The sequence below is a fragment of the Streptomyces sp. NPDC058464 genome (assembly GCF_042721035.1).
Lineage (GTDB): Bacteria > Actinomycetota > Actinomycetes > Streptomycetales > Streptomycetaceae > Streptomyces.
On the sequence record NZ_JBHXMA010000009.1, the window covers coordinates 44,737 to 66,717 of the forward strand.

Genomic DNA, 21,981 nt, shown 5'->3' on the forward strand with positions numbered 1-21,981 from the left:
TGCGCCCGTACGCATCCCGCGTCGATGACGAAAACGGCTATCGGAGCGTCATTCGCGGCCCGGCAGAGACAACACTTCGTCCGCGCTGACGGGCTCGCGCTGCGGCTGGTTGTTGATCTCCCGGCGAATCCTGGCCGACTCCGAATAGACGCGTCGCACGTCCATGATCTCGCCCAACGGCCGGTGGTCGGACGTGACGCGCCATTGGTTGAACGCCAGGGCGTCGGCCTGCTCGGGATTCGCCGTGGTGATGTCCTGACGCGGGAGATGCACCCGTCCGACCGTGACGAAGGGCGACAGTTTCTCCGGCCATTCCACCGTCGTGTCGTTGACCGGCATCGCCTTGAGGTCCGTGCACAACTGCACCTGGAGGTCGAAATCGAAGGCACGTGCGCGCAGTTCGTCCACCAGGACCGGACCGAACACATCCGGACCGTTGCCGAGGTCGAGCTTCCGATGGATCACGTGCTCGGCGTTCTCGGCCACCGCGGCGACCCGGACCTTGGCGAGATAGTCGCCGTGGCGTACCGACGCCATCGTCCAGTACGTACTCTGCAACGGATTGCGCACCGGCGTCTCGGCTGCCGTCTTCACGAAGGCGAACAGCTCCTCCCATGCCCAGCCCGACTGCTCCAACGTGCCCTTGCCCGTGAGGTAGTCCGTCAGAAGCTGGTGGAACCCGGCCCGCCCCTGCGCCAGGTAGTCACCGACCCGGTCGCCGATGTCCTCGATGAACAGATAGTGCTTCGCCGTGTTCGCGATGAAGGTCGGACTGTTCTTCAGTACGAGGTCGAACGTGGTCGCGTCCGGCTCGTCATCCACCAACTTGGTCCCGTCGACGTCGAACATCTTCATCGCGAAACCCACGACCGGTCCGAGCTGTGCGTCCGGCCCCAGGTGGTTCGAGGAACTGGAGAACCGGATCAACGCGTCGTGCCGGCCGGGCTTCGCATAGATGCCCTGCGCATAGGCCGCGGGGACCTCGCTCAGGATCTCCACCTCGGCCCTGACGACTCCGAATGTCTTCGCATGGGCGCCGCGCACGGCCCGCCCGCCGCCCTCCTTTTCCGGCGATTCACCGACCTTCTTCACCCAGTAGTCGATAATTTCGGTGAGATGCTCGTTGAGCATCGGATCGAAGGTCTCGATCTCCGGCGAATAGCGGACGAAATCCGATGACATGGTGAACTCTTCTTTCTGAGTCGGGTGACACCGAAGCTCCTGGACCCGTCAGCGGGTGGCGGCGTCCGCCCGCTCGATGAGACGGGTCGTGATGCCCGGGTGGCTGATGAAGACGACGTGGGAGGCGCCGGGGACCTCCAGCACGGCTTTGGCGCCGGCTCGCTCGTACTCGTAACGCTGGAGGGCCGGCGGGATCGCCTTGTCGGCGCCGGCGACGAGACCGAAGGACGGGATGTCGTGCCAGGCGGCGGCTGTGGTCGGCTCGTCGAATCCCGCAGCGGTGAACGGGCGCTGCTCGGCCTGCATCAGACGGGTGGTGGACTCGGGCAGGTCACCGGCGAAGGCGCTGCGGAACTTGTCGGGCTTCAGGTACAGGTCGGTTCCGGTGGTTCCGTCGGCGGTCGAGTACGGCACCGGGTTGAGCGCGTCCGGGATCTCGCTGCCGGGGAACTTGTTGAGCAGGTCGCCCTGCAGCTCTCCCTTGGCGGGGACGAACGCCGCGATGTAGACAAGGGCCTTGACGTTCGTGTTGCCGGCCGCGGCGTTGGTGATGACGGTGCCGCCGTAGGAGTGCCCGACCAGGATGATCGGGCCCGTGATCGACTTCAGCACGCTGGAGATGTAGGCCGAGTCGTTGGCCACGCCGCGCAGCGGGTTGGCCGGGGCGATGACCGGATACCCGTCGTGCTGCAGGCGCTTGGCGACTCCGTTCCAGCCGGACCCGTCCGCCCAGGCGCCGTGTACGAGAACGACGGTCGGCTTGACGGCGGAGCCGGAAGACGGTCTCTGCTGCGAGACCGAGGTCGAGACCGAGGCCGAGGTCGAGGCCGGCCCCGAGACCGAAGCAGAGGCGGACGGGGTCAGAACCGCGGCGCCGAGGACGGCGGCGCCGGCGGCGACGGCGGACCTGCTGCGGAGGGTGAACCGGGAGACTCGCATTACTTCCTCCATGCTGGACTTACGATGCTGGGTGCGGCGCATCCGGGTCGTGGACCAGGAGGCGGTGGCAGCCCGCTTGATCACGTCGACCACCGCGTCGGGCGGTGAGACGTGGACGGAGTGGCCGCCCGGGGCTTCGACGACCGCGGCACGACGCGCTCGGCCGTGAACTGCGCCCGGATTCCCCGCAGTTCACCAGCGAAGGAGGCGCGGAACCTCCCGCGGCCGAGGAGGAAGCCGCCGTTCTGGGGCAGCGGAGTCGGCGGGACGGGCGCGCCGGATTCCGGATCGGAGATCAGTGTGTCGGCCGACTCGCCCTTGTCCCGGGCGACTGGACGCCCTGCCGGCCGGATCCGGCCACCGACTCGCCGTCCACGAGAACCACGTTCCGCACGTCAATTGGCATGGTGATGCCACTCCCTTGATCAAGGAATGGTGATGCTGTTCGGACGCGCTCAACGTATGCGTCTGCCAGGTGCGCCACTTCGGTCAGATGACCTGGATCCGCGACCCGGCACCATGGACCGCGCCGTCACCGGAACGTGTGATCGTGCGGCCAGGTCCCGCGGGAACCCCGACCGGGATCCCGCGGGCGCCAAGACGGTCCCGTCGAGCCGGACTCGCCCCGAAGCCGGGGCCGGGCCCACTACCGTCGGCAGTATGAGGATCCGCCACAACGTTCGCGCCGTCCTGTTGGAAGACGGTCGACTGGTGTTCCTGCGCCGAAGATGGCCGGGCTGCCCGCCCTACAACACGACGGTCGGCGGAGGCGTCGAACCCTACGACGTCGACCTTGAAGCAGCCCTGCGCCGAGAGGTCATGGAAGAGCTCGGCGCCACGATCGGCGCTGCCACCGAATTTCTCACCCTGACCGAGCCGGGCGCGAAGGTCACCGTCGTGCGGCACTTCTTCCGCGCCGAGGTGGTGGACATGGACCTGAACCGTCGCGGTGGTCCCGAGCCGGACGATGCCGACACCGGCGACTTCTCGCCGGTCCGGGTCGCGCCGGACGCGTCTGCCGTGGCGGCACTCGAACTCCAACCGCCCGAACTCGTCGACTACCTGTGCGGGCATGTCCAGACGTGGGGCGCCTGAGAGGCAGCGCTGCTCGGCGGCTCCCGTGGATCACCGTCGGACCTGCGATGCCTGGCGCGTCCCATCTGCGCGTCACAGCCCCTCGGGGCGAAACTCGAGCCACGTGCCGCCCGGACGTAGGTGATCGACGACCGTCGCCCTAGTACACCGCCTCGAGGATCCCGAGGATCTGCTCCTCGGTGGGCTGCCGGGGCGCGTTGCGGGTGACCGCGTCCGCGAGGGCGCCCGCGGCGATGGGGCGCAGCAGGTCCGGGCGGGCGCCCAGGTCCCGCAGGGGCCGCTTGATGCCGAGCGCGCCGGAGATCCCGCGGACGGCGTCGATCGCGGCGCGGGCCCAGTCGCCGTCGGCGGGCGGGGCGAGGCGGAGCGCGCGGGCGGCCTGTTCGTACGCCTCCCGGGCGGCCGGGGCGCCGAACTCCAGGACCTCCTCCAGGACGGCGGCGAGCGCGACCCCGTGCGGGGTGCCGGTGTGGGCGGTCAGGGCGTGCCCGATGCCGTGGACGAGTCCGAGCCCGGAGATGGTCAGGGCCTGGCCCGCCAGATGGGCGCCGAGCATCAGCCCCGCCCGCGCCTCCAGGTCCGAGCCGTCGGCGTGGGCGACGGGCAGCCAGCGGCCGACCAACGCCACCGCCTGCGTCGCGTATGCCACCGAGACCGGGTTCGCACCCCGCGAGGCCAGCGACTCGATGCCGTGCACGAGGGCGTCGATGCCGGTGGCCGCCGTGATCGGGGCGGGCAGGCCGAGCGTCAGCTCCGGGTCGAGCAGCGCGATCCGCGGCTTCACCGAGGGGTGGCCGAGGTAGACCTTGCGGCGGGCACCGGTGTCCTCGATGACGCCGAAGCCGTTGGTCTCCGCACCCGTGCCCGAGGTGGTCGGGATCGCGATCAGCGGCAGCCCGTCCAGCGCCTCCCACAGCGCGTCCGCGTCGGCCGCCGCCGCGTCCGCGTTGCCGACCAGGAGCGAGATGCCCTTCGCCGCGTCGAGGACCGAGCCCCCGCCGAGGGCGACGACCACCGCCGGGCCGAACTCCCGCGCCCGGGCGGCGCCTTCGTCGACGTTGCCGGTGGAGGGGTTGGCGCCGACCCCGTCGTACACCCCGTGTTCGACGCCCGCCGCGTCCAGCACCTTGAGCACCTGGCCGGCGATCCCGGCGGCCTGCAGCCCGCGGTCGGTGACCACGAACACGCGGCTCATGCCGAGGGAGGAGACCAGGTCCGGGAGATGCGCGAGGCGGCCGGGGCCGAACTCGATACGGCAGGTGGGGTCGACGGTCAGCTGGCTGGTGAGGGACTCGCCCATGGCGTACGGCTCCTGAGGACGCGAGGGAAGGGGGGACGGGGCTGCTCAGGCGGGTGTGCTCAGCAGGGCCTCCTGCGGGCGCGGCAGCCGGAACTCCCGTCCGGCCAGGGCCTCGTAGAGCCGCACCGGGCTCATCTCCCCGGCCAGGTCGCCGTGTTGTGCCTTGGAGCGGCGGTAGATCTGCTCCACGAGCGCGGACAGCTCCGTGGCGACGCCCAGGTCGCGGCCGAGGTCCACGGCGAGGCCCAGGTCCTTGCAGGCGAGGACCATGGCGAACGAGTCGTCGTAGTCGCCGTCGACCAGCACGGACAGCAGGTCCTGCTCCAGGAAGTGCGAGGCGGCCGGGCTGGCCAGCAGCGAACCGCGCAGCACGCCCAGGTCGACGCCCGCCTTCGTGCCCATGGCGAGCACCTCGGAGGTGGCCACGAGGTGGGTGAACCAGAGCAGGTTGATCATCAGCTTGACCGTGTAGCCGGCTCCCAGCGGGCCCACGTGCAGCACCTTGTCGGGGTCGCCCATGGCCTCGAAGACCGGCAGGCAGGTCCGGAAGTCGTCCGCCTCGCCGCCGACGAATATCTGCAGCCGCCCCGCCTCGGCGCCGCGCGCCATCCCGCTCACGGGCGCGTCCAGCCGGCGTACCCCGTGCCGGTCCAGGACGTCGGCGGCGATCCGGTTCGCGACGGCCGGGGTGGAGGTCGACATGTCGATCCACAGGGCGCCCTCGGACAGTGCCTCGGCGGCCCCGCCGCGCAGCAGTACCTCTTCGACGATGCGCGGGTTCGGCAGCATGGTGATGAGCAGTTCGGCGTCGGCGGCGCATGCGGCAGGGGTGTCGGCCCAGCTCGCGCCGAGCGTCAGGTGTTCGGCGGCGGCCTCGGGCCGGCTGTCGTGCACGGTGACCGTGTGCCCCGCCCGGATCAGGTGGCGGGCCATGTGGCGTCCCATGTTGCCCAGGCCGATGAAACTGATCCTCATCGTTGTCCTCGCTAGGTGATGGTGAAGTACGGGGAGGGGCCGCTCAGGCCAGGTTGATCCAGGTGGTCTTCAGCGCCGTGTACGCGTCCAGCGCGTGCAGGGACTTGTCGCGTCCCGCGCCGGTGGCCTTGAAGCCGCCGAACGGGGTGATGACGTCACTCGCGTCGAAGGTGTTGATCCAGACCGTGCCGGCCCGCAGCCGCTTCGCGGTGCGGTGGGCGACCGTCACGTCCCGGGTCCAGACGGCGGCGACCAGCCCGAAGTCGCTCTCGTTCGCGAGCCGTACGCCCTCGTCGACGTCGCCGTCGTACGACACGACGGCGAGCACCGGGCCGAAGATCTCCTCCTGGCCGACGACGGACGTGTTCGCCACGCCGTCGAGCACGGTCGGCTCGACGAAGCTGCCCCCGGTGCCGGTGAGCGTGCGCCCGCCGCCCAGCAGGACCCGCGCGCCATCCGCCCTGCCGCGCTCGATGTAGCTCAGGATTCCGGCGAGTTGGGCCTCGTCCACCACGGGTCCCATGACGGTGGCCGGGTCGAGCGGGTCGCCGACGCGGAACGTCTCGGCGGTGATCCGCCGTACGGCGTCCAGGAGCCGGTCCTTGACGGAGGCGTGCACGACGACCCGGGAACCGGCGTTGCAGGTCTGGCCCGCGTTGTAGAAGATCCCCCACGCCACGGCGGACGCGGCGGCCTCGATGTCGGCGTCGGCCAGGACCAGTTGGGGCGACTTGCCGCCCGCCTCCACGGCGACCTGCTTGCCGTTGGACTCGCCCGCGTACACCTGGAAGAGGCGGGCGACCTCGGCCGAGCCGGTGAAGGCGATCTTGTCGACGTCCGGGTGGCGGCCGAGCGCCTGACCGGCGACCTCGCCCCGACCGGGGACCACGTTGAACACGCCGTCGGGCAGCCCCGCCTCGGTGGCCAGCGCCGCGAGCCGGAGCGCGGCGAGCGAGGTCTGCTCGGCGGGCTTGAGGACCACGCTGTTGCCGGTGGCGAGAGCCGGGCCCAGCTTCCAACTGGCGATCAGCAGCGCGTAGTTCCACGGCACGACCGCGCCGACCACGCCCAGCGGCTCGCGGGTGATCAGTGCCAGCGCGTCGCCGGGGGTCGGGGCCACCTCGTCGTACGTCTTGTCGATCGTCTCGGCGTACCAGGCGATGGTCTCCGCCGCCTTGGCCACGTCGATGCGCACCGACTCGGTGATGGGCTTGCCCATCTCCAGGGTGTCGAGCAGGGCCAGTTCCTCGGCGTTCGCGAGGATCAGTCCGGCCCACCGCTGCAGGATCCGCTTGCGCTCCTTCGGCGCGAGGTCACGCCAGCGGCCGTCCTCGAAGGCGGCCCGCGCGGACCGTACCGCCCGGTCGACGTCCTCGGCCCCGGCCGCCCGCACCTCCGCCAGCGCCGCGCCGTCGCGCGGCGAGACGCTGGTGAAGGAGTCGCCGGAGGTGGCGTCGGTGAAAGTGCCGTCGATGAACGGGCGTGTCTCGAAGGCGAGTTTGTCCGCCGCGGCCAGCCAGTCGTCGTACGAGCGCGCCAGCAACTCGTCGATGGTGTATGTCACTTGATCCTCCAGCGATCGATCGCGTCCTCGTCCAGCTCGACGCCGAGACCGGGCAGGTCCGGGACCTCCAGATCGCCCTCGGCGTTCACCCGCACCGGCTCGGCGAGCATGAAGTCACGGCGTTCGGGGGTCCAGCCGGGCGGGTCGTACGGGAACTCGAAGAAAGGGCCGCCGCCGACGCCCGCCGCCACATGGAGGTTGGCGAGCACGCCGATGCCGTTGGTCCAGCTGTGCGGGGTGAACTGACGGTGCTTCAGCTGGGCCAGCTCGGCCAGAGTGCGGGCGCGGTGCATGCCGATCGCCAGCACCACGTCCATCTGGTAGATGTCGAGGGCGTCCGCCTCGAGGTAGCGCAGCAGCTCGGTGGGGGAGTGGTGCATCTCCCCGGCGGCGATCCGCACCCCCGGGTTCTCGGCGCGCAGCTGCCGGAAGCCGTTCAGGTCCGCGTACGGCAGCGGCTCCTCCACCCAGAACACGTCGAGTTCGGCGAGCCGGGCGACGGTCTTGCGGGTCCTGGCGAGATCGGAGGCGTTCGCGGTGTCACCGGCCATCCGCCAGGACTGGTTGAGGTCGACCATGATCTCGAAGCCCGGACCGAGTTCCTCCCGGACGGCACGGACCGCCGCGATGCCCTCGTCGATGCGGTTGCGGTCGATGCGGATCTTCATGGCGCGGAAACCGGCCTCGCGTACCTTCAGGGCGGTCTCGACCCGCTCGTCCGGGGACTTGAGCTCGCCGGAGGAGGCGTAGGCCGGCAGCTTCTTCGCCGCGTTGCCGAAGAGCTCCGACACCGGGCGGCCGTGCACCTTGCCGATGACGTCCCACAGCGCGGCCTCCAGCGGCCAGTAGTGGGCGCCGTGGAAGTTGGCGGTCTCGATCGCCCGCACATGCCGGGTGATGTCGAGCGGGTCCTCGCCGACGAACAGGTGCTTGTACGTCTCGAAGCCGTCCATCAGGTCCCCGGAGCCGATGCCGGTGACGCCCTCGTCGGTGTGGACGCGCACGATCGTCGCGTCGAAGACGCGGCGCGGCTCCGGGTCCCAGGCGGCACGGAACGGCGGGTCCAGCTCCAGTCGCAGCCGGTCCAGGACGATGTCGGTGATCTTCATCGGGCGAGCACCTCGGCGGTCGGCGTGTAGAACGGGTTGGCCGGGCCCTCCTTGGCGGCCGCCAGCACGTCGGACACCGTCGGCGTGCCGGTCACGGCGGCCCGGACCGCGCCGTACGCGGCGGCGCGCTGGTTGCGGAAGGAGGCGTCCAGGTCGCCGACCGCCGGGTTGACCCACACCGCGGCGATGATCAGCAGGTCGTCCGCCTCCGCCGCCGGGATCAGCCCCTCCTCGACCGCGTCCGCGACCCCCTGCGCGAGGCCGGCCTGGGCGGAACCCCAGGTCGCCCGCTCGTGCAGCTCGCCCGCGGCGGCGGCCTTGGTCACGAACAGCGTCAGCGGCTTCACCGGCACCGACGGCCGGACGACCGTCAGGAACGGGACGTGCCCGGCGCTGGGGGTGGCCAGCGCCGTGGCCCACGCGGTCTCGACGGGACCGCCCTTGCGTCCGATCACGATGTTCGTGTGCGCGGCGTCGACGCCGTCGCCGACGAACGACTCGCCGATCAGCGCGGTCGCCGCGAATCCGGGCGGGCGGGTGGGGGAAACCGGCGTGGGCATCGGATCTCCTGGGCCTGGGAAGTGTGCTTCACCGGGCGCAGAAGGACGAACCCCGTACAAGGGCGAACCTCGTATTCGGTGCAGTTCATCCGGCCCGATGCGGCGAATCTAGGTCGGCGGCCACCCCCTCGCAAGGCGCCGGCGGGAATCGAAATGCCGGTTGCTCTGCTGACAACTTCCGCTCTGACCTGGAGGTTCCGCTGTCGCTGTCCGTGCCTACGATGACTCCGTGACCGACTCCTCCGCGGCCTCCCGCGGCCACGGCCTCCGCCGCGACATCGACCTCCTCGAAGCGCTCGCCTCCGACGAGGCCCAGAACGCCGGAGGCCTCGGCGTGGTACGCCTCGCCCAGCTGGTGGGCCGGGAGAAGACCCAGATCTCCCGGGCCCTGAAGGCACTGGCCGCCGAGGGCATCGTCGAGCGCGACCCCGACACCCTGGAGTACCGCCTCGGCTGGCGGCTCTTCTCCCTGGTCGCCCGTACCTCCGAGAGCCGGCTGGTGCGGGTGGCCGAGCCGGTCATGCACGCGCTGTCGGCGGACCTGGAGGAGACCAGCCACCTGTGCGTGCTCAGCGACCGCGACGTCCTCACCCTGCTGTCCGTCTCGGGGCACTCCTTCCGCGTGCACGGCTGGGAAGGGCGCGGAGTGCCCGCCTGGCGGCTGTCGGCGGGACGCGTGCTGCTCTCCGACGCGACCCCGGACGAGCTGTACGTCCGCTTCGGCACCAGCGGTGAGATGCCGGTGCAGGACCTGTGGGCGCTCGTCCAGGACGCCCGGCGGCAGGGCTACGCGCGGGTCAGCGAGGAGTTCGAGGAGGGGCTGGTCGGGGTGTCGGCGCCCATCCGGGACTTCCGGGGCCGGGTCGTCGCCGCCATCAACATCTCCGCCCCGAAGTCCCGGTTCGGCGACCGGCTCGACGAGGCGGGGCGCACCACGGCACGGGCCGCGACCCGGGTGTCCGCCCTGCTGGGCTGGGAGCCCCGGCGTGCCGCGCCGGCCCGGACCCGGCTCACCTGACGGCGGTGCTCGGGCGGCCTCCCCGCATGATCGGCGAGTTGCCCTCACAGCAACCACCGTTGCGATCCGCAGAGGGTGCCTTGTCGGCCCCATGACGCGCTCGTAAATTCACCGCCCATCGGACGAGCCTCGTCCGGAACGGAGAAAAGAGCAGCTCATGAACCTCGCCGGCATCGACCTCCTGGCCAAGGCGCCGTTCGCGGAGGGCGATGTGTTCCTCGGCGGCCGCTGGACCGAGGCCGCCGACGGACGCACCTACCCCGTGTACGACCCGGCCACCGGCGACCTGATCCGCCAGGTCTCCGCGGCGGGCGAGGAGGACGCCCGCGCGGCGATCGGGGCCGCGGAGTCGGCCGCGGCCGGCTGGCGCGCGACACCGCCCCGGCGCCGTTCGGAGATCCTGCACGACACGTTCGAGCTGATGCGCGAGCACACCGACGCCCTCGCCCGGCTCATCGTGCTGGAGAACGGCAAGGCCTACCGGGACGCGGCGGCCGAGGTCGGGTACGCCGCCGAGTTCTTCCGCTGGTTCGCCGAGGAGGCGGTCCGGATCGACTCCTCCTTCGGCGACGCCCCGGCCGGCGGCTACCGGCACGTCGTCCGCAGACACCCCGTCGGCGTCACCGCGTTCGTGACCCCCTGGAACTTCCCGGCCGCCATGGCCACCCGCAAGATCGCCCCGGCGCTCGCGGCCGGCTGTCCGGTGCTGCTCAAGCCCGCCCCGGAGACCCCGCTCACCGCCCTTGCGGTGGCCGCACTGCTCACCGAAGCCGGCCTGCCCGACGGCCTGTTGAACGTCCTGCCCACCGACCGCGCCGCCGAGGTCGGCTCCGCCTGGCTCGGCGACGAACGGGTCCGCAAGTTCTCCTTCACCGGCTCCACCGCCACCGGCAGACTCCTGCTGGAGCAGGCCGCCGCCAACGTCGTCAACGTGACCATGGAACTGGGCGGCAACGCCCCCTTCGTGGTCTGCGCCGACGCCGACGTCGACGCCGCCGTACGGGGCGCGATGGACGCCAAGATGCGCGGCGGCGGCGAGGTCTGCATCGCCGCCAACAGGTTCTACGTCCACGCCGACGTCGCCGCGGAGTTCACCGAGAAGTTCGGTGCCGCGATGGTCGCCGTACGCGCCGGATCCGGCCTCGCGGAGGGCGTCACCCTCGGCCCGATGATCAACCAGCCGGCCGTGGACAAGATCCGCGACCTGGTCGCCGACGCCCTGGCGCGCGGCGCGCGCATCGCCGCACAGGGCGAAGTGCCCGACGGACCCGGCCACTTCCACCCCGCGACCGTCCTCGCCGACGTCCCCGACGACGCCCGCATCCTGCACGAGGAGGTCTTCGGGCCCGTCGCGCCGCTCACCACCTTCACCGACGAGGACGAGATGCTGGCCCGCGCCAACGCCACCGTCCACGGCCTGGCGTCGTACGTCTACTCCCGTGACGTCGGCCGCGCCCTGCGCCTCGCCGAACGCCTGGAGGCCGGCATGGTCGGCGTCAACCGCGGCCTGCTCTCCGACCCCGCCGCGCCCTTCGGCGGCGTCAAGCAGTCCGGCCTCGGCCGGGAGGGCGGCCGCGAGGGCATCGAGGCCTTCCTGGAGACGCAGTACATCGCCCTCGACTGGCCCGTCTGAGCCTTTGCCCCTTTGCCTCTTTGCCCCTTTGCCCCTTTGAACCGCTGTCCGTCCGTGTCTTGAACCTCTGCCCGTCCCCGCACCCGCTCACCCCAAGGACCGCTCATGGCAATGACGCCTGCGACCCAGCAACCGCCCGGCACCCCGGAAGTGCCCGCCGACCGCGCCCGCGAACGCCGCCGCCTGCACACGAAGCTGAAGCTCGCCACCCAGATAGGCGAGGGCATCGACGGCTACATCATCGGCGGCATCGGCATGGCGATGACCGCCCTCACCGCCGATCTGCACCTCTCCACCCTCATGGAGGGCCTGGTCGGGGCGTCCCCACTGATCGGCATCTTCGTCGGCGGCCCGCTCTTCGGCCGCCTCGCCGACCGCTTCGGCCGCCGTCCGGTGTTCCTCGCCGACATGCTGATCTTCCTGGTCGGCTCGGTGCTCCAGTTCTTCGTCACCGACGGGCTGCAGCTCTTCCTCATCCGGCTGCTGATGGGCGTGGCGATCGGCGGCGAGTACGCCATCGGCGCCCCGCTGCTCTCCGAGTACGCCCCCAGACAGGGGCGCGGCCGGCTGCTGGCCAGCCTGGAGATCAGCTGGTACGTCGGCTACGCGCTCGCCACGGTCGTCGGCGCCCTGTTCGCGGACGTCGACGGCGGCTGGCGCTGGTCCCTGGCCAGCAGCGCGGTCATCGCCGTCGTATGCGTGTCGTTGCGCGGCGGCATCCCGGAGTCGGCCCGCTGGCTGCTGAGCAGGGGGCGCCGGGAGGAGGCCGAGGCGCTGATCGAGAGGTACGGCATCGAGATCGACGTCGACGCGGAACTCGACGAGCGGAGCACGACCGGACGGACCGGGTTCTGGGCGCTGTTCAGCAAGGACCACCTGCGCAGCACGGTGTTCGCGAGCGTCTTCTGGGCGGCCCTGGTACTGCCGTACTTCGCCATCGGCACATTCTGGACGCAGGTCTTCGACGCCCTGCACATGGGCGACAACGCGGTCGCGGCGCTGCTCGTCTACTCGTTCACCGCGGTCGCCGGGGTCACGGCCGGCTGCCTGGTCGTGGACCGCATCGGCCGCCGCAGGCTGCTGATCCCGCCGTTCTGGATCACCGCGGCCTGTCTGGCCCTGGTCGCGGTGTGGCCGCACTCGACGCCCGTCATCGTGGGCGGCTTCCTCTTCTTCATCTTCCTCAACGCGGCCTCCAGCGCGCTCACCGCCGTCTACCCGCTGGAGGTCTTCCCCACCTCCCTGCGGGCCACCGGCGTCGGCTTCGCCACCGCGATGAGCAGGGTCGGCGCGGCCGTCGGAACCTTCCTGCTGCCGATGGGCCTCGACCGGTTCGGGGTGGAGTTCGTCCTGCTCGTCGGCGCCGGGGTGCTCGCACTCGGCGGCCTGGTCTCCCAGTTCCTGGCCCCCGAGACCACGGACCTGGACCTCGCGAAGGCGGCCCGGACGGCCCGTGGGCCGGCGGGCGGCTGACGGCTGACGTCTCCCGACGTCGTGACGCGGCTACGGCTTCTGCGTGAGTACGGTGACGCCGAGGCCGTCGGCCGACTCGATCTGCGAGAGCCTGTGGAAGTACATCACCGCGTCCTTGTGCTGGGGCTCCTCCTCGTTGGGACCTCCGCCGACGAGCATGCCCAGCAGGACGGCGTTGCCCTTGTCGTCGAGCCGGTACACCGGCGAGCCGGAGTCACCCTCCAGGGGGCCGGACGAGACCTGCTTGGTGGCCGCCGCGAGGCCGACGGTGCAGTCGTCGGTGTGCCCCGGTTCCGTACTGCACAACGTGCCGTGATCCGGGGTCCGGACCTCGAATCCGCAGTTCACCTTGGTGACCATCCCGCTGTAGCAGACCATGTCCCCTTGCGCGACGGACCCTTTGCCGACCACCCGGACCGCGCTGGGGACCTGGGGATCGACCCAGATCGTGGCCGCGTACGTCTGCGGTCCGGACTGCAGACGTACACCGGTGATCAGCTCCATGTCGTGGTGTCCGTCGGGAACACCGTCCTCGAATCTCACGACCGTGACCGTGCCGAAGTCGATGGCTCCGCCGGACCGGTCGTGGCCGGAACCGAGGTCGGTGTCCTTCTTGAAGCAGTGCCCGGCGGTCACCATGCCCTTCTTCCTGCGGTCGGCGTTGAACCGCACGGCGAATCCCGAGGTGCAGTGGTAGTCGCTCTCCTGCACGGTCGGGAAGACGGAGAGGGCGGCGCCGCCGAAGTGCGGTTGTACGTCGTTGGCCCGGCCGTAGGGCGCCGGTTCGGCCAGTGGGCGTGGGGTGTGGAGCGCCGACGGCACCAGGCTGAGACAGCCCACGGCGGCAAGGGCGACGGCGTAACCGGTGGATGTCCGCATCCGCATGGGCCGCCTCACAGTTCGATGTCGATGACGATGCCGCCGAGCAGACCGCGCCTCGCGGGCACGTAGTCGGCGTGCACCAGCCGGCGGGCCACCGGGACGGGCGTGCCGCCCACGGTCACGGTCTCGGTGGCGGTGTCCGCGTCGCTCTGGTGGAGCTCGTGTTCCTCGACCAGGAACCGGTAGCGGGCGAGCAGTTCGGTGGGCCGGTCGGGGAAGTCGACCGACCAGGCGAAGCCGGTGCCGTCGGCCCGGCAGGTGAGCTCGACCGGGTCGCCGACCGGTGTCCAGTCGAGTTCGTCGCCTGCGGTCAGCTTCTGCAGGGTGGCCCGGACCCGCCGGCTCCCGGCCACCGCGGCCGGTCCCGTGCCGATCCGCTGGCCGAGGTCGTTCCAGGTGGTCGGGCCGGACAGCCGCAGCCGGGCACGGTTGTCGACCGTGCCGGCGGTGACGGTCCGGGGCGGCGGCAGCTGGCCGAACTCGGCGACCACCGCCTTCGACAGCTCGAGACCGGGCAGGGCGAAGGGCTGGTAGCGGGCGACCGCCGGCCGCAGGAACGGGAAGTAGGCGGTGGCCCCGGCCGCGCCCAGGTCCACGTCGATGTCGACGTACCAGAGGCGGCGGTCGGTGTCGTACACCGGTGTGTAAGCGGCGACGGACACCGTGACCGGGGTGGCGCCGGTGGACTCGGCGAGCGGCAGGCCGGTGGCGGTGACCGTCGGGTTCGGGAAGGCGGCGGCCGAGGGCGGGGGCAGGGGTGTGGTGTCCGCCCACACCGGGTCGATGCCCCAGCGGGTGGCGTACTCGTCGGGCAGCGTGCCGGCCGGATCCAGGAGTACGGCGAGGAGTTCGTCGTCGCCGGAGGAGTACCACGGGCGGTTCAGGTAGAGCCGCAGGCCCGCGAGGTGCCGGGTCCTGGTCACCGTCCGGGTGTCCCGGTCGACCGCGGTGGACCAGCGGAACGTGGGCACCAAGTGGCTGACGTCGGGCGGCTCCGGGCGCCGTGAGCTGGGCACGGGCACCGCGACGCCCGGGCCGGTGCGGGTGACGAGTTTCGGGTCGTCGGTGATGGTCGGGTGGAAGTACTCGCGGAACCGGGTCATCGCCGTCGGCGTGTAGGTCAGGTTCCGGTGCCGGGTGTCGCCGAACTCGTGGGAGACGGAGGCGAATCCGAAGTCGGCGTCCGCCGGGATCGTGGTGTCCTCCAGGTGGGCGAGGTGGGTGAAGCGCTGCGGGCCCGCCTGCGTGACGTCGTCGACCCACTCGCTCCAGGTGCCCTCCACGGCCACCGTCGCGGTGCTCTCCACGTGCACCAGCAGGGTGCTCGCCAGCAGCGCGGACGTCTGCTCCGGACCCCGGTCCACGCGCGGCCGGTCCAGCTCCGGCGGGCGCAGCGGCTTCTCCACCGCGTGCACCAGGTCCAGTCGCACCCACGGGGTGAGCAGCCAGTTCTCGCCCGCCACGCTGAGCCGCGCGACCAGGTCCCGGTCGCGCTGCGGGAGTCCCGCCCAGTAGTCGGAACGGGTCAGCAGCGCCCACTGGTTGAACAGCGGCAGGTCGGCGGGGTCGAGGTAGCAGCTGACGTAGACGCGGGCGGTCTCGCCCTTCGTGAGATACACGGTCAGCCGGCGCCACAGCGGGTTGTCCTCGACCCGTGGTTCGTCGTCGCCCTCCTCGATGCGCAGCACGAACGGCCTCGCCTGCGGCCAGGGGCCGGTGAAAGGGAAGAGGTAGTCGCCGGTGGTGCCCGGCAGACCGCGCAGACAGACACCCCGGGCGAGCGGGTCCGGCAGGTAGGGCAGCAGCAGCTGATCGCGGTCGTGGATCACGAACTCGCCGGTCTTCAGGCCCGCGCCCCGGTGGGCCAGCGGCAACGCGGTGAGCGGCTCGGTGTCCCGGACGCTGTGCTTGGCCACCCGGATCTCCCGGAACCGCAGCAGGTCGGTGGTGGAGTCGGGGTCGTCCGGGTCGCTGACCACGGTGTCCAGGAACGACCCGGACTCCCGGGCGGCGGAGGCGAAGTAGCGTCGGCGCACCTCCTCGGCGACGTCCGGGCCGAACGCCGCGTCGTAGCAGCCGTGTTCCTCCGCCATCCGCAGCGCGCACTTGGGTGGTGCGATGTGCCGCTCGTCGCGGTAGCCGTAGCTGCGGTCCAGGTGGTCGACGCCGGTGTCGGTGCCGTGGTCCGGGACGTCCGAGCGCCGCACGCTGTACGCGAGCGCGGAGACCTCCGTGCCGTCGTCCTCGACGGTGCTCCTGATCACCAGCCGCTCCGCCGACTCGCCTTCGTTGAAGGGCTTCGACGGTACGACCACCGGCTGCGGCACCGGCTCCCAGCGCCGGTAGGTGACCGCCGGGGTGGCCGTCTCCGCGGGGGTCTCGGCGGTGTGGTCGAGGCTGTTGCCGGCCAGGTCGACGGCGCGTGCCCGCAGCCGGTAGGTCCGGCCGTAGCGCAGTGCGGGCAGGCTGCCGGGCTGGGCGGTGAACCGGGTCTCCAGCGGTACGTCCGGGGAGACCTCGGGGGCCACCGCCTCCGGCCGGTCGCTCAGGCCGATGGTGCGGCCCGGGCGGGCGGCGACCAGGCTCCAGCCCTCCCAGCCGAACAGCGCCTGGTGGCCGTAGAGTTCGTCGGCCCCGGGCGACTGCCTGGTCACCGCGCTGGTCTTCACGTGGCCCTCGTCGGGCCGGACGGCGAGCGGCACGGGCGCCTCACCGGGGCGGCGGACGGTGTAGGTGCCCTGGCGCCGGCACAGGGAGTGCCAGCTGTGCACCTCTCCGGTCGGGTCGGCGACACCGACGTCCACCCGGTAGCCGCGTACCAGGTCCTCGGCGTGCAGGACGGGGTCGGCGGTGCCCGCGGTGCGCTCGCCGTCGGCGCCGATCCGGCCCGCAAGCCGGTGGTCGCCGTCGGCGCACAGCACGGTGAGCCCGCTGCCGCGCGCCGCCGGGGTGCCGGTGCCCAGCTGTTTGCGGGCCGCTGCCGAGTCGTCGAGCGGGCCCTGGTCCAGCGCGTCGAGCGCCCGGGCGTAGTCGACGTGCTTGAGCGCCGCGCCGTCCACGTCGAGGTCGGTGACCCGGAAGGCTTCGGAGCCGAGGTCGAGCATCCGGCCGCGCAGGACGCCCTCGTCGGCGGACAGGGGCTCGAACCGGTTCCCCGCCCGGTAGCGCAGCCTGGTCGCCGGGCGCAGTCCGGGGGCGTGCAGCCGGTCCTGGTCGGGGTGCCCGGCGAAGGAGACCTGGACCGCGCCCTCGTCCGCCAGACCGGGTGGTGCGGTGAAGACGAGGTCGACGACCAGCCCGAACCTGCGCTGCAGCTCGGGGTAGTCGGCGAGGAGGGCGCACGCCTCGTGGAAGTCGACCTGGTGCGGCTCCGGTGCGGACTGCGCGGCGGTGGTCCGCGCCGCCGAGGCAGGGGTGCGGTCGAAGAAGCGGTGGGCCTCGGCGAACGCGAAGGTCCTGGCCTGCGCCTCGTAGTCCGGGTTGCCGGTGCGGCGCATGACGCGCGGGGTGTACGGCGACGAGCCCGCGGCCGCCTCGGCGCTCCCGGCGCCGAGCAGGGTGTCGAGCGCGCGGTAGGCCTCGCCGGGGTCGAGCGCGAAGTCCCGCACGCCCGGTCCGATCAGGTCCAGGACCGCGCCGGGCGCCGGGAACTTCCAGCCCTGGTCGAGGTCCGGGTCCGGCGGGCCGCACTCGCTCAGCTCCTGTGCGGCGGCCTCCAGGCGCAGGCGCTGGGCGGTGGTGGCGACCGCGACCTCCCGGTACAGGCCGGTGACCTCGGTGTGTACCGCGGCTGCCGGATAGGAGCGGAGGGTCTGCTGAACCGGACCAGTCGAACCAGCTGAACCAGCTGAACCAGCCGAACCAACCGGACCAGCCGAACCAACCGGACCGGCGGTGGCCCCGGTGGTCTGCTGCCCCGGCGGCCGTACCGGGGTGCTGTCGCGGAACAGCGCGGTCCAGGCCCTGCTGTCCGCGGGCGGGAACCGGTCGGCGCGGGCGACGGAACCGGCCGTGGCGATCACCGGGCCGCCCGGACTGCCCGGACTGCCGTAGAAGTCGAGGGACAGGTGGTCGACGAGGCCGTGCAGTGCGGTCGGCCAGTCGCGCATCCCCTCGTAGTCACCGAGCCGCGCGGACCCGGTGAGCAGCGGGGTGACCAGGACGGAGACCCGCAGGACGTCGTGCCCGGCCGGGTCCTGGCCGGCGATGCCGTCGGGGAGCACGGTCCAGCGCAGGGCGCGTGGTGCGGTCACGGGGTCACCTTCGCGAAGGCGGTGCAGTACTCGGACACGGGATCCCGGTCCGCTCCGCTCACCGGGTCGGGGTAGACGGACATCAGGTCGGCGAACGAGGGCGGGACGAGCGGCGGGGGATCGGCGGCCGAGAAGAACCCCCCGGCCAGGGGTGCGGGAGCCGTGCCCGAGCCCGCGAACCGCTTCTCGCAGGTGATCTCCACCGACGCGGAGAAGAACCCGATCTCGATGCTGATCGACAGGGTGGCCCGGCCGACCGCGTAGCCGTCGCTGTAGCCGAGCTCCAGATACAGCTCGATGGAGGCGGAGACCAGGCCGAGCACGTCGACCTCGCCGCGGGCCCGCAGATAGCCGACCAGCTTCACGCCCTTCGCGGTGTCCAGCCGGAAGTACACCCCGGCCATCACCGAGAGACTTCCGCTGGCCACCCCGAAGTTCATGGACACCGCGGCGCCGAACTCCAGGGCCGCCTCCAGCACCGTGATCTCCTGGGCGGAGAGCACGATGCCGAAGTACCCGCCGCCGCCCAGCATGGACACGGTCAGCCGGAACGGCGCCTCCCGGCGGCAGAACGCGAAGCCGACCTCCAGCGCGCTGCCGAGGAACGGCACCTGGAGGGAGGCGCCGAGCGCGAGGTTCTCCAGACTGAAGACGCCGACGGCCAGGTTCGGCAGCGGCATCGAGTAGTTCGCCGTGATGCCCGAGGAGGTCACCTCGACGGCCGGCGGGTCGCTGAAGCCGTCCAGCGGGATCAACTGCCGCAGGGTCTCCACGAACGACAGCTCGTTGACAAACCGGACGTGCCCGAACTTCACCTCGATGTCCGGCTTCTTGCCGATCCGCATGGTGAAGCGGATCAGCTCGAAGTGGAGTTCCAGGCCCTGGAGCACACCGGGCACCAGGAGCAGATCGAAGTCGGACAGCGTGCAGGTCACGTCGGCGCCCTGCGGGACGCCCTCGCTCAGCGCACCGCGCCGGTCCACCACGAGGGTGAGGTGTCCTGCGGCCTGCCCGTCGGACAGCCGGAAGAGGGTGTTCGGGGCGTCCGGCCAGTCCTTGAGGTCCGGGGCCCATTCCATCCTCGCGTTCACCACCTCGGCGAGCTTGGCGCCCCTGGCGGCGAGCTGGACCGCGTCCTTGAGGGCCAGGGCACCGCCGACCGTGTCGTCCCAGGTCGCCACCTGCTGCTGGACCCGTTCCAGGACGGCCCGGACACCGGGGTCCGTGGCAGCGGGCAGCACGGTGCGGAGGTCGGTCAGCGCCGACGAGAAGACGTGGAACGCGTTCTCGACGTCCTCCAGTCCCGGTGCCTGGTCGTCGCCCTTGAGCGCGCCGACGACGAACTCCACCAGCGTGTCGGCGAAGATCGCCGCCGCGTCGGTCGTCCTGATCACCCGATCGGCGATCTCCGGGAACTGCCGCTCCAGCGCCGAGGTGAGCCCGCGCACCCGGCGCAGGTCGCCCAGGAACCCGGTGACGGCGTCGACCGTCTCGGAGAAGAAGTTGGGTGCTTGGAGGTTGTCCAGGCCGGTCGCCTCCAGCAGGTCCACCAAAGGGATGACCCCGAACAACCGGGCGTTGGCGCCGAGCAGTTGGCCGAAGAACGCCGTCGGTTCGAAGCGGCCCGCCGCGATCGCGGACCAGTCGTGCTCCAGAACGTCCGACGCGTCGGCGCCCGCCGCGTCCGCGTCCGACGCGTCGGTGCCCGCCGCGCGGGGCAGTTGCGGCGCGGCGACCGGTCCGGTCAGCCGGGAGACGCCGGCCACGTCGAAACTCGGCGTCACCAGGGCCCCGGACCGGTCGGCGGCGCGGTGGAAGGACAGGGGTGCGGTGTAGAGGACGAGTTCCGCGAACAGCTCGCCGCGGTTGCCGTCCTCGAACGCGTGCTTCGCGTACGGGGCCGGGTAGCGCAGGGGCAGCGCGGACCGGAATCCGCTCAGCGACCGCACCTGCGGCAGCACCGCGCGCGCCCAGCGCAGCCGGGGGACGAAACGGGGGGCCTCCTCGCTGTCCCCGGCCAGCAGTTCGTCGGTGGTCTCCATGCCCCAGACGGCCTCGGCGAGTTCGAGCGCGGTGTCGCCCGGCGTGGTGCTCGGTGCCATCGCCACCGACTGGCCGCGCAGGGCCGCGGTCACGCGGCCGACGGTCGTGGTCTCGTCCGGTGGGCCCGAGGTGGGGCCGGTGTCCTGGCGGTTGTAGTGGTCGGCGACGGCGGTCACGGCGTCGGGGGACTCGTGTGCCGTCTTCCCCAGGAACAGCAGCGGGACCTGGAACTCGACGAGCCTGCCGTCCCGGTCGACGGCGCTGACGGCGAACCGGAAGGCGTCCTCGGGGCGCGCCGGGTCGTTGCCGCTCGCGACCGGGAAGAAGGCGTGGTCGCCCGGCAGGATGCCGTCGAGGTTGACGGGTTCGGCGAGATCCGGGGTCACCTGGGTGAGCAACTGCACGCTGGTGAAGGGGAACAGCAGATGCAGCCGGTCCCGGGGCTCGGCACCGGGGCCGAGCACCTCGCGGTCGTAGGTGACGACCGGCTCCCGTACGACGACGAACATCCGCTGGCAGAGATAGGCGCCGTGGTCCGGACGGCCGGGGTCGAACTTGCGCTCGGTGACCTTGACCAGCTCGGCCCGGTGTCCGAAGGGGCACAGCCGCCCGGCGTACATGACCCGTACGTAGTGGTCCCGGCCGAGTGCCGCGCGGTGCCGCCACTGGGTGACGTCCAGCCCGGCCGGCGGTTTCGGCCAGCGGCCGAGCGAGTCCAGGCCGCCGCCGAGGGCGGACAGGGTCAGGCCCCGGACGTCCACCGGCTCGGGCGGGCGGTCGCCGGTGAGCGCGAAGTCCGAGGTGAGGTGGACCAGTTGGTGGCGGTCGCGGGAGTCCAGCGGCATCCGGAACTCGTACTGGCCGGGCGGGGGCAGGCTGATCCGGCCCGGTACGAAGTCGGGGTCCCGGGTCCACACGGCCCTCGCGGTCTCCTGCCGCAGCCGGGTGTACCAGAGGGCGATGCGCTCCTGCGGCTGCGCCGGGCCGAGCGCGGTGGTGTGCGTCCAGCGCGCGTCCTGGGTGGGGGACAGCAGCAGCCGGTACGGCAGTTCGATGCCGGTGCGTGGGTCGGCGGGGTCGGCGAAGGGGTTCTGCGGGCCCGGCGGTGGCTGTGGCGGGCCGGAGTGCGCCGACTGCGGCGGGCCGGCGTGGGCCGACGGCACTGGGGCGGGGTGGGGAGTGCCGAGGGGGCCGGTCAGTGCGGCCAGCGCGGTCTCCTCGCCGTACCGTGCGGTGAGTTCGGCCAGCGCGCGGACCGCCCGCAGGACGTGCTCGGCGGGCCGGCTCGCGAGCGCCTCGGCGAGCCGGGCGGTGGCGGCGGTGGGCGCGGCCGGTGCCACCGCGGCGTCGACCACGCGCAACGGCAGGGTGCGCATCGCGGTCAGCAGGCCGGTGGCGGAGTAGTCGATCCGGTCCTGTGCGCCGACCACGAAGACCAGCGTGCTGCGCCCGGCGATCCGCGCGAGCACGGGCGGGGCCGGGTGGGGTTCACCCGTACCCGGTTCGCCCTCGGCCGGCAGTCCGGGGGCGGCCTCGAAGAACGCCTGCTCGGTGAGGTGCTGCGGTCCGAAGTCGACCACCAGCCGGCCCTCGACCGCCGGATCGGCTCGCTGGAGTGTTCGCCTGCCGAACGGGGAGGCGTCCAGGCGCAGCCCCGGGAAGCTGAATCTCAGATCCAGCAGATCGTCCGTACGTAACAGCCTGATGGGTGCTGGAGTGGGATTCGTTGAGGTCACCAGCCGCTCCTGCCCAGGTGAAGGGAGTCCGCCCCGGGCGATGACCGTAGCCTCGGTCCGACATGTAGATCAATGTGTAAATTCACCCGTAAGGGTGATCGTGTGGTGATGTGCATCCGGATGAGTGAATGAGGTCCGTGGGTCTTGACAGCTTCGGTGACGCGGCCCGAATGCAAAGCTTGCGGTGTCCGGTACGGCGCCGCACCCCCCGCCCGGACG

General features: G+C 71.8%; 14 protein-coding genes. 4 read left to right on the forward strand and 10 right to left on the reverse strand.

Translation table 11 applies throughout. The features are described 5' to 3' along the window. Positions 1 to 48: 48 nt before the first annotated feature. Positions 49 to 1,182: a catalase family protein gene (locus ACFWPQ_RS14520; RefSeq protein WP_384033341.1), complete on the reverse strand. Its 1,134-nt coding sequence runs from the start codon at positions 1,180 to 1,182 to the stop codon at positions 49 to 51. A gap of 48 nt (positions 1,183 to 1,230) precedes the next feature. Further along, on the reverse strand, positions 1,231 to 2,121 hold the full coding sequence (locus ACFWPQ_RS14525) for an alpha/beta fold hydrolase (protein ID WP_384033792.1): 891 nt from the start codon (positions 2,119 to 2,121) through the stop codon (positions 1,231 to 1,233). Positions 2,122 to 2,781: 660 nt separating this feature from the next. On the opposite strand from ACFWPQ_RS14525, the gene ACFWPQ_RS14530 reads away from it, so the two are divergent. Next, positions 2,782 to 3,216, forward strand: coding sequence for an NUDIX domain-containing protein (locus ACFWPQ_RS14530; RefSeq protein WP_384033344.1), 435 nt, complete (start codon positions 2,782 to 2,784; stop codon positions 3,214 to 3,216). A 139-nt stretch (positions 3,217 to 3,355) separates the two neighbouring features. On the opposite strand, the gene ACFWPQ_RS14535 is transcribed toward ACFWPQ_RS14530, so the two are convergent. From ACFWPQ_RS14535 to fae, 5 genes are read right to left on the reverse strand one after another with little or no spacing between them, the layout of a single operon-like run. Continuing rightward, positions 3,356 to 4,516 (reverse strand): iron-containing alcohol dehydrogenase family protein, encoded by a 1,161-nt coding sequence (locus ACFWPQ_RS14535; RefSeq protein WP_384033346.1) that lies wholly within the window; start codon positions 4,514 to 4,516, stop codon positions 3,356 to 3,358. A 45-nt stretch (positions 4,517 to 4,561) separates the two neighbouring features. Continuing rightward, positions 4,562 to 5,491, reverse strand: coding sequence for an NAD(P)-dependent oxidoreductase (locus ACFWPQ_RS14540; protein WP_384033349.1), 930 nt, complete (start codon positions 5,489 to 5,491; stop codon positions 4,562 to 4,564). Positions 5,492 to 5,534: 43 nt separating this feature from the next. Further along, positions 5,535 to 7,055 carry an aldehyde dehydrogenase gene (locus tag ACFWPQ_RS14545; RefSeq protein ID WP_384033352.1) on the reverse strand — a complete coding sequence of 507 codons (1,521 nt, stop codon included), beginning with the start codon at positions 7,053 to 7,055 and terminating at the stop codon, positions 5,535 to 5,537. Next, a complete protein-coding gene (locus ACFWPQ_RS14550) occupies positions 7,052 to 8,164 on the reverse strand; it encodes a mandelate racemase/muconate lactonizing enzyme family protein (RefSeq protein ID WP_384033355.1) in 1,113 nt (370 codons plus the stop codon). Before ACFWPQ_RS14550 ends, ACFWPQ_RS14545 begins: the two co-directional genes overlap by 4 nt. After that, the gene (fae, locus tag ACFWPQ_RS14555) at positions 8,161 to 8,724 is read right to left on the reverse strand and encodes a formaldehyde-activating enzyme (RefSeq protein ID WP_384033358.1); all 564 of its coding nucleotides are present in this window, start codon (positions 8,722 to 8,724) and stop codon (positions 8,161 to 8,163) included. The genes ACFWPQ_RS14550 and fae overlap by 4 nt, the downstream gene beginning before the upstream one ends. Before the next feature lie 229 nt (positions 8,725 to 8,953). Here fae and ACFWPQ_RS14560 point away from each other — a divergent pair, with 229 nt between their 5' ends. From ACFWPQ_RS14560 to ACFWPQ_RS14570, 3 genes are all read left to right on the forward strand, one after another. Next, positions 8,954 to 9,742, forward strand: coding sequence for an IclR family transcriptional regulator (locus ACFWPQ_RS14560; RefSeq protein WP_361294149.1), 789 nt, complete (start codon positions 8,954 to 8,956; stop codon positions 9,740 to 9,742). 157 nt (positions 9,743 to 9,899) lie between these two features. Then, positions 9,900 to 11,375: an NAD-dependent succinate-semialdehyde dehydrogenase gene (locus ACFWPQ_RS14565; RefSeq protein ID WP_384033362.1), complete on the forward strand. Its 1,476-nt coding sequence runs from the start codon at positions 9,900 to 9,902 to the stop codon at positions 11,373 to 11,375. Between the two features lie 105 nt (positions 11,376 to 11,480). Further along, positions 11,481 to 12,848, forward strand: coding sequence for an MFS transporter (locus ACFWPQ_RS14570; protein WP_384033365.1), 1,368 nt, complete (start codon positions 11,481 to 11,483; stop codon positions 12,846 to 12,848). A gap of 30 nt (positions 12,849 to 12,878) precedes the next feature. On the opposite strand, the gene ACFWPQ_RS14575 is transcribed toward ACFWPQ_RS14570, so the two are convergent. From ACFWPQ_RS14575 to ACFWPQ_RS14585, 3 genes are read right to left on the reverse strand one after another with little or no spacing between them, the layout of a single operon-like run. After that, positions 12,879 to 13,727, reverse strand: coding sequence for a hypothetical protein (locus ACFWPQ_RS14575; protein ID WP_384033368.1), 849 nt, complete (start codon positions 13,725 to 13,727; stop codon positions 12,879 to 12,881). A 14-nt stretch (positions 13,728 to 13,741) separates the two neighbouring features. Further along, positions 13,742 to 17,983, reverse strand: a complete 4,242-nt coding sequence (locus tag ACFWPQ_RS14580; RefSeq protein ID WP_384033370.1) for a hypothetical protein — start codon at positions 17,981 to 17,983, stop codon at positions 13,742 to 13,744. Beyond that, positions 17,980 to 21,762 (reverse strand): hypothetical protein, encoded by a 3,783-nt coding sequence (locus tag ACFWPQ_RS14585; RefSeq protein ID WP_384033373.1) that lies wholly within the window; start codon positions 21,760 to 21,762, stop codon positions 17,980 to 17,982. Before ACFWPQ_RS14585 ends, ACFWPQ_RS14580 begins: the two co-directional genes overlap by 4 nt. Positions 21,763 to 21,981: the final 219 nt, after the last annotated feature.

What these genes read in the sequence shown, in the direction of transcription:
- ACFWPQ_RS14520 (WP_384033341.1), bottom strand. Translation starts at nt 1,182, where the DNA reads ATGTCATCGGATTTCGTCCGCTATTCGCCGGAGATCGAGACCTTCGAT.
- ACFWPQ_RS14525 (WP_384033792.1), bottom strand. Translation starts at nt 2,121, where the DNA reads ATGCGAGTCTCCCGGTTCACCCTCCGCAGCAGGTCCGCCGTCGCCGCC.
- ACFWPQ_RS14530 (WP_384033344.1), top strand. Translation starts at nt 2,782, where the DNA reads ATGAGGATCCGCCACAACGTTCGCGCCGTCCTGTTGGAAGACGGTCGA.
- ACFWPQ_RS14535 (WP_384033346.1), bottom strand. Translation starts at nt 4,516, where the DNA reads ATGGGCGAGTCCCTCACCAGCCAGCTGACCGTCGACCCCACCTGCCGT.
- ACFWPQ_RS14540 (WP_384033349.1), bottom strand. Translation starts at nt 5,491, where the DNA reads ATGAGGATCAGTTTCATCGGCCTGGGCAACATGGGACGCCACATGGCC.
- ACFWPQ_RS14550 (WP_384033355.1), bottom strand. Translation starts at nt 8,164, where the DNA reads ATGAAGATCACCGACATCGTCCTGGACCGGCTGCGACTGGAGCTGGAC.
- fae (WP_384033358.1), bottom strand. Translation starts at nt 8,724, where the DNA reads ATGCCCACGCCGGTTTCCCCCACCCGCCCGCCCGGATTCGCGGCGACC.
- ACFWPQ_RS14565 (WP_384033362.1), top strand. Translation starts at nt 9,900, where the DNA reads ATGAACCTCGCCGGCATCGACCTCCTGGCCAAGGCGCCGTTCGCGGAG.
- ACFWPQ_RS14570 (WP_384033365.1), top strand. Translation starts at nt 11,481, where the DNA reads ATGGCAATGACGCCTGCGACCCAGCAACCGCCCGGCACCCCGGAAGTG.
- ACFWPQ_RS14575 (WP_384033368.1), bottom strand. Translation starts at nt 13,727, where the DNA reads ATGCGGACATCCACCGGTTACGCCGTCGCCCTTGCCGCCGTGGGCTGT.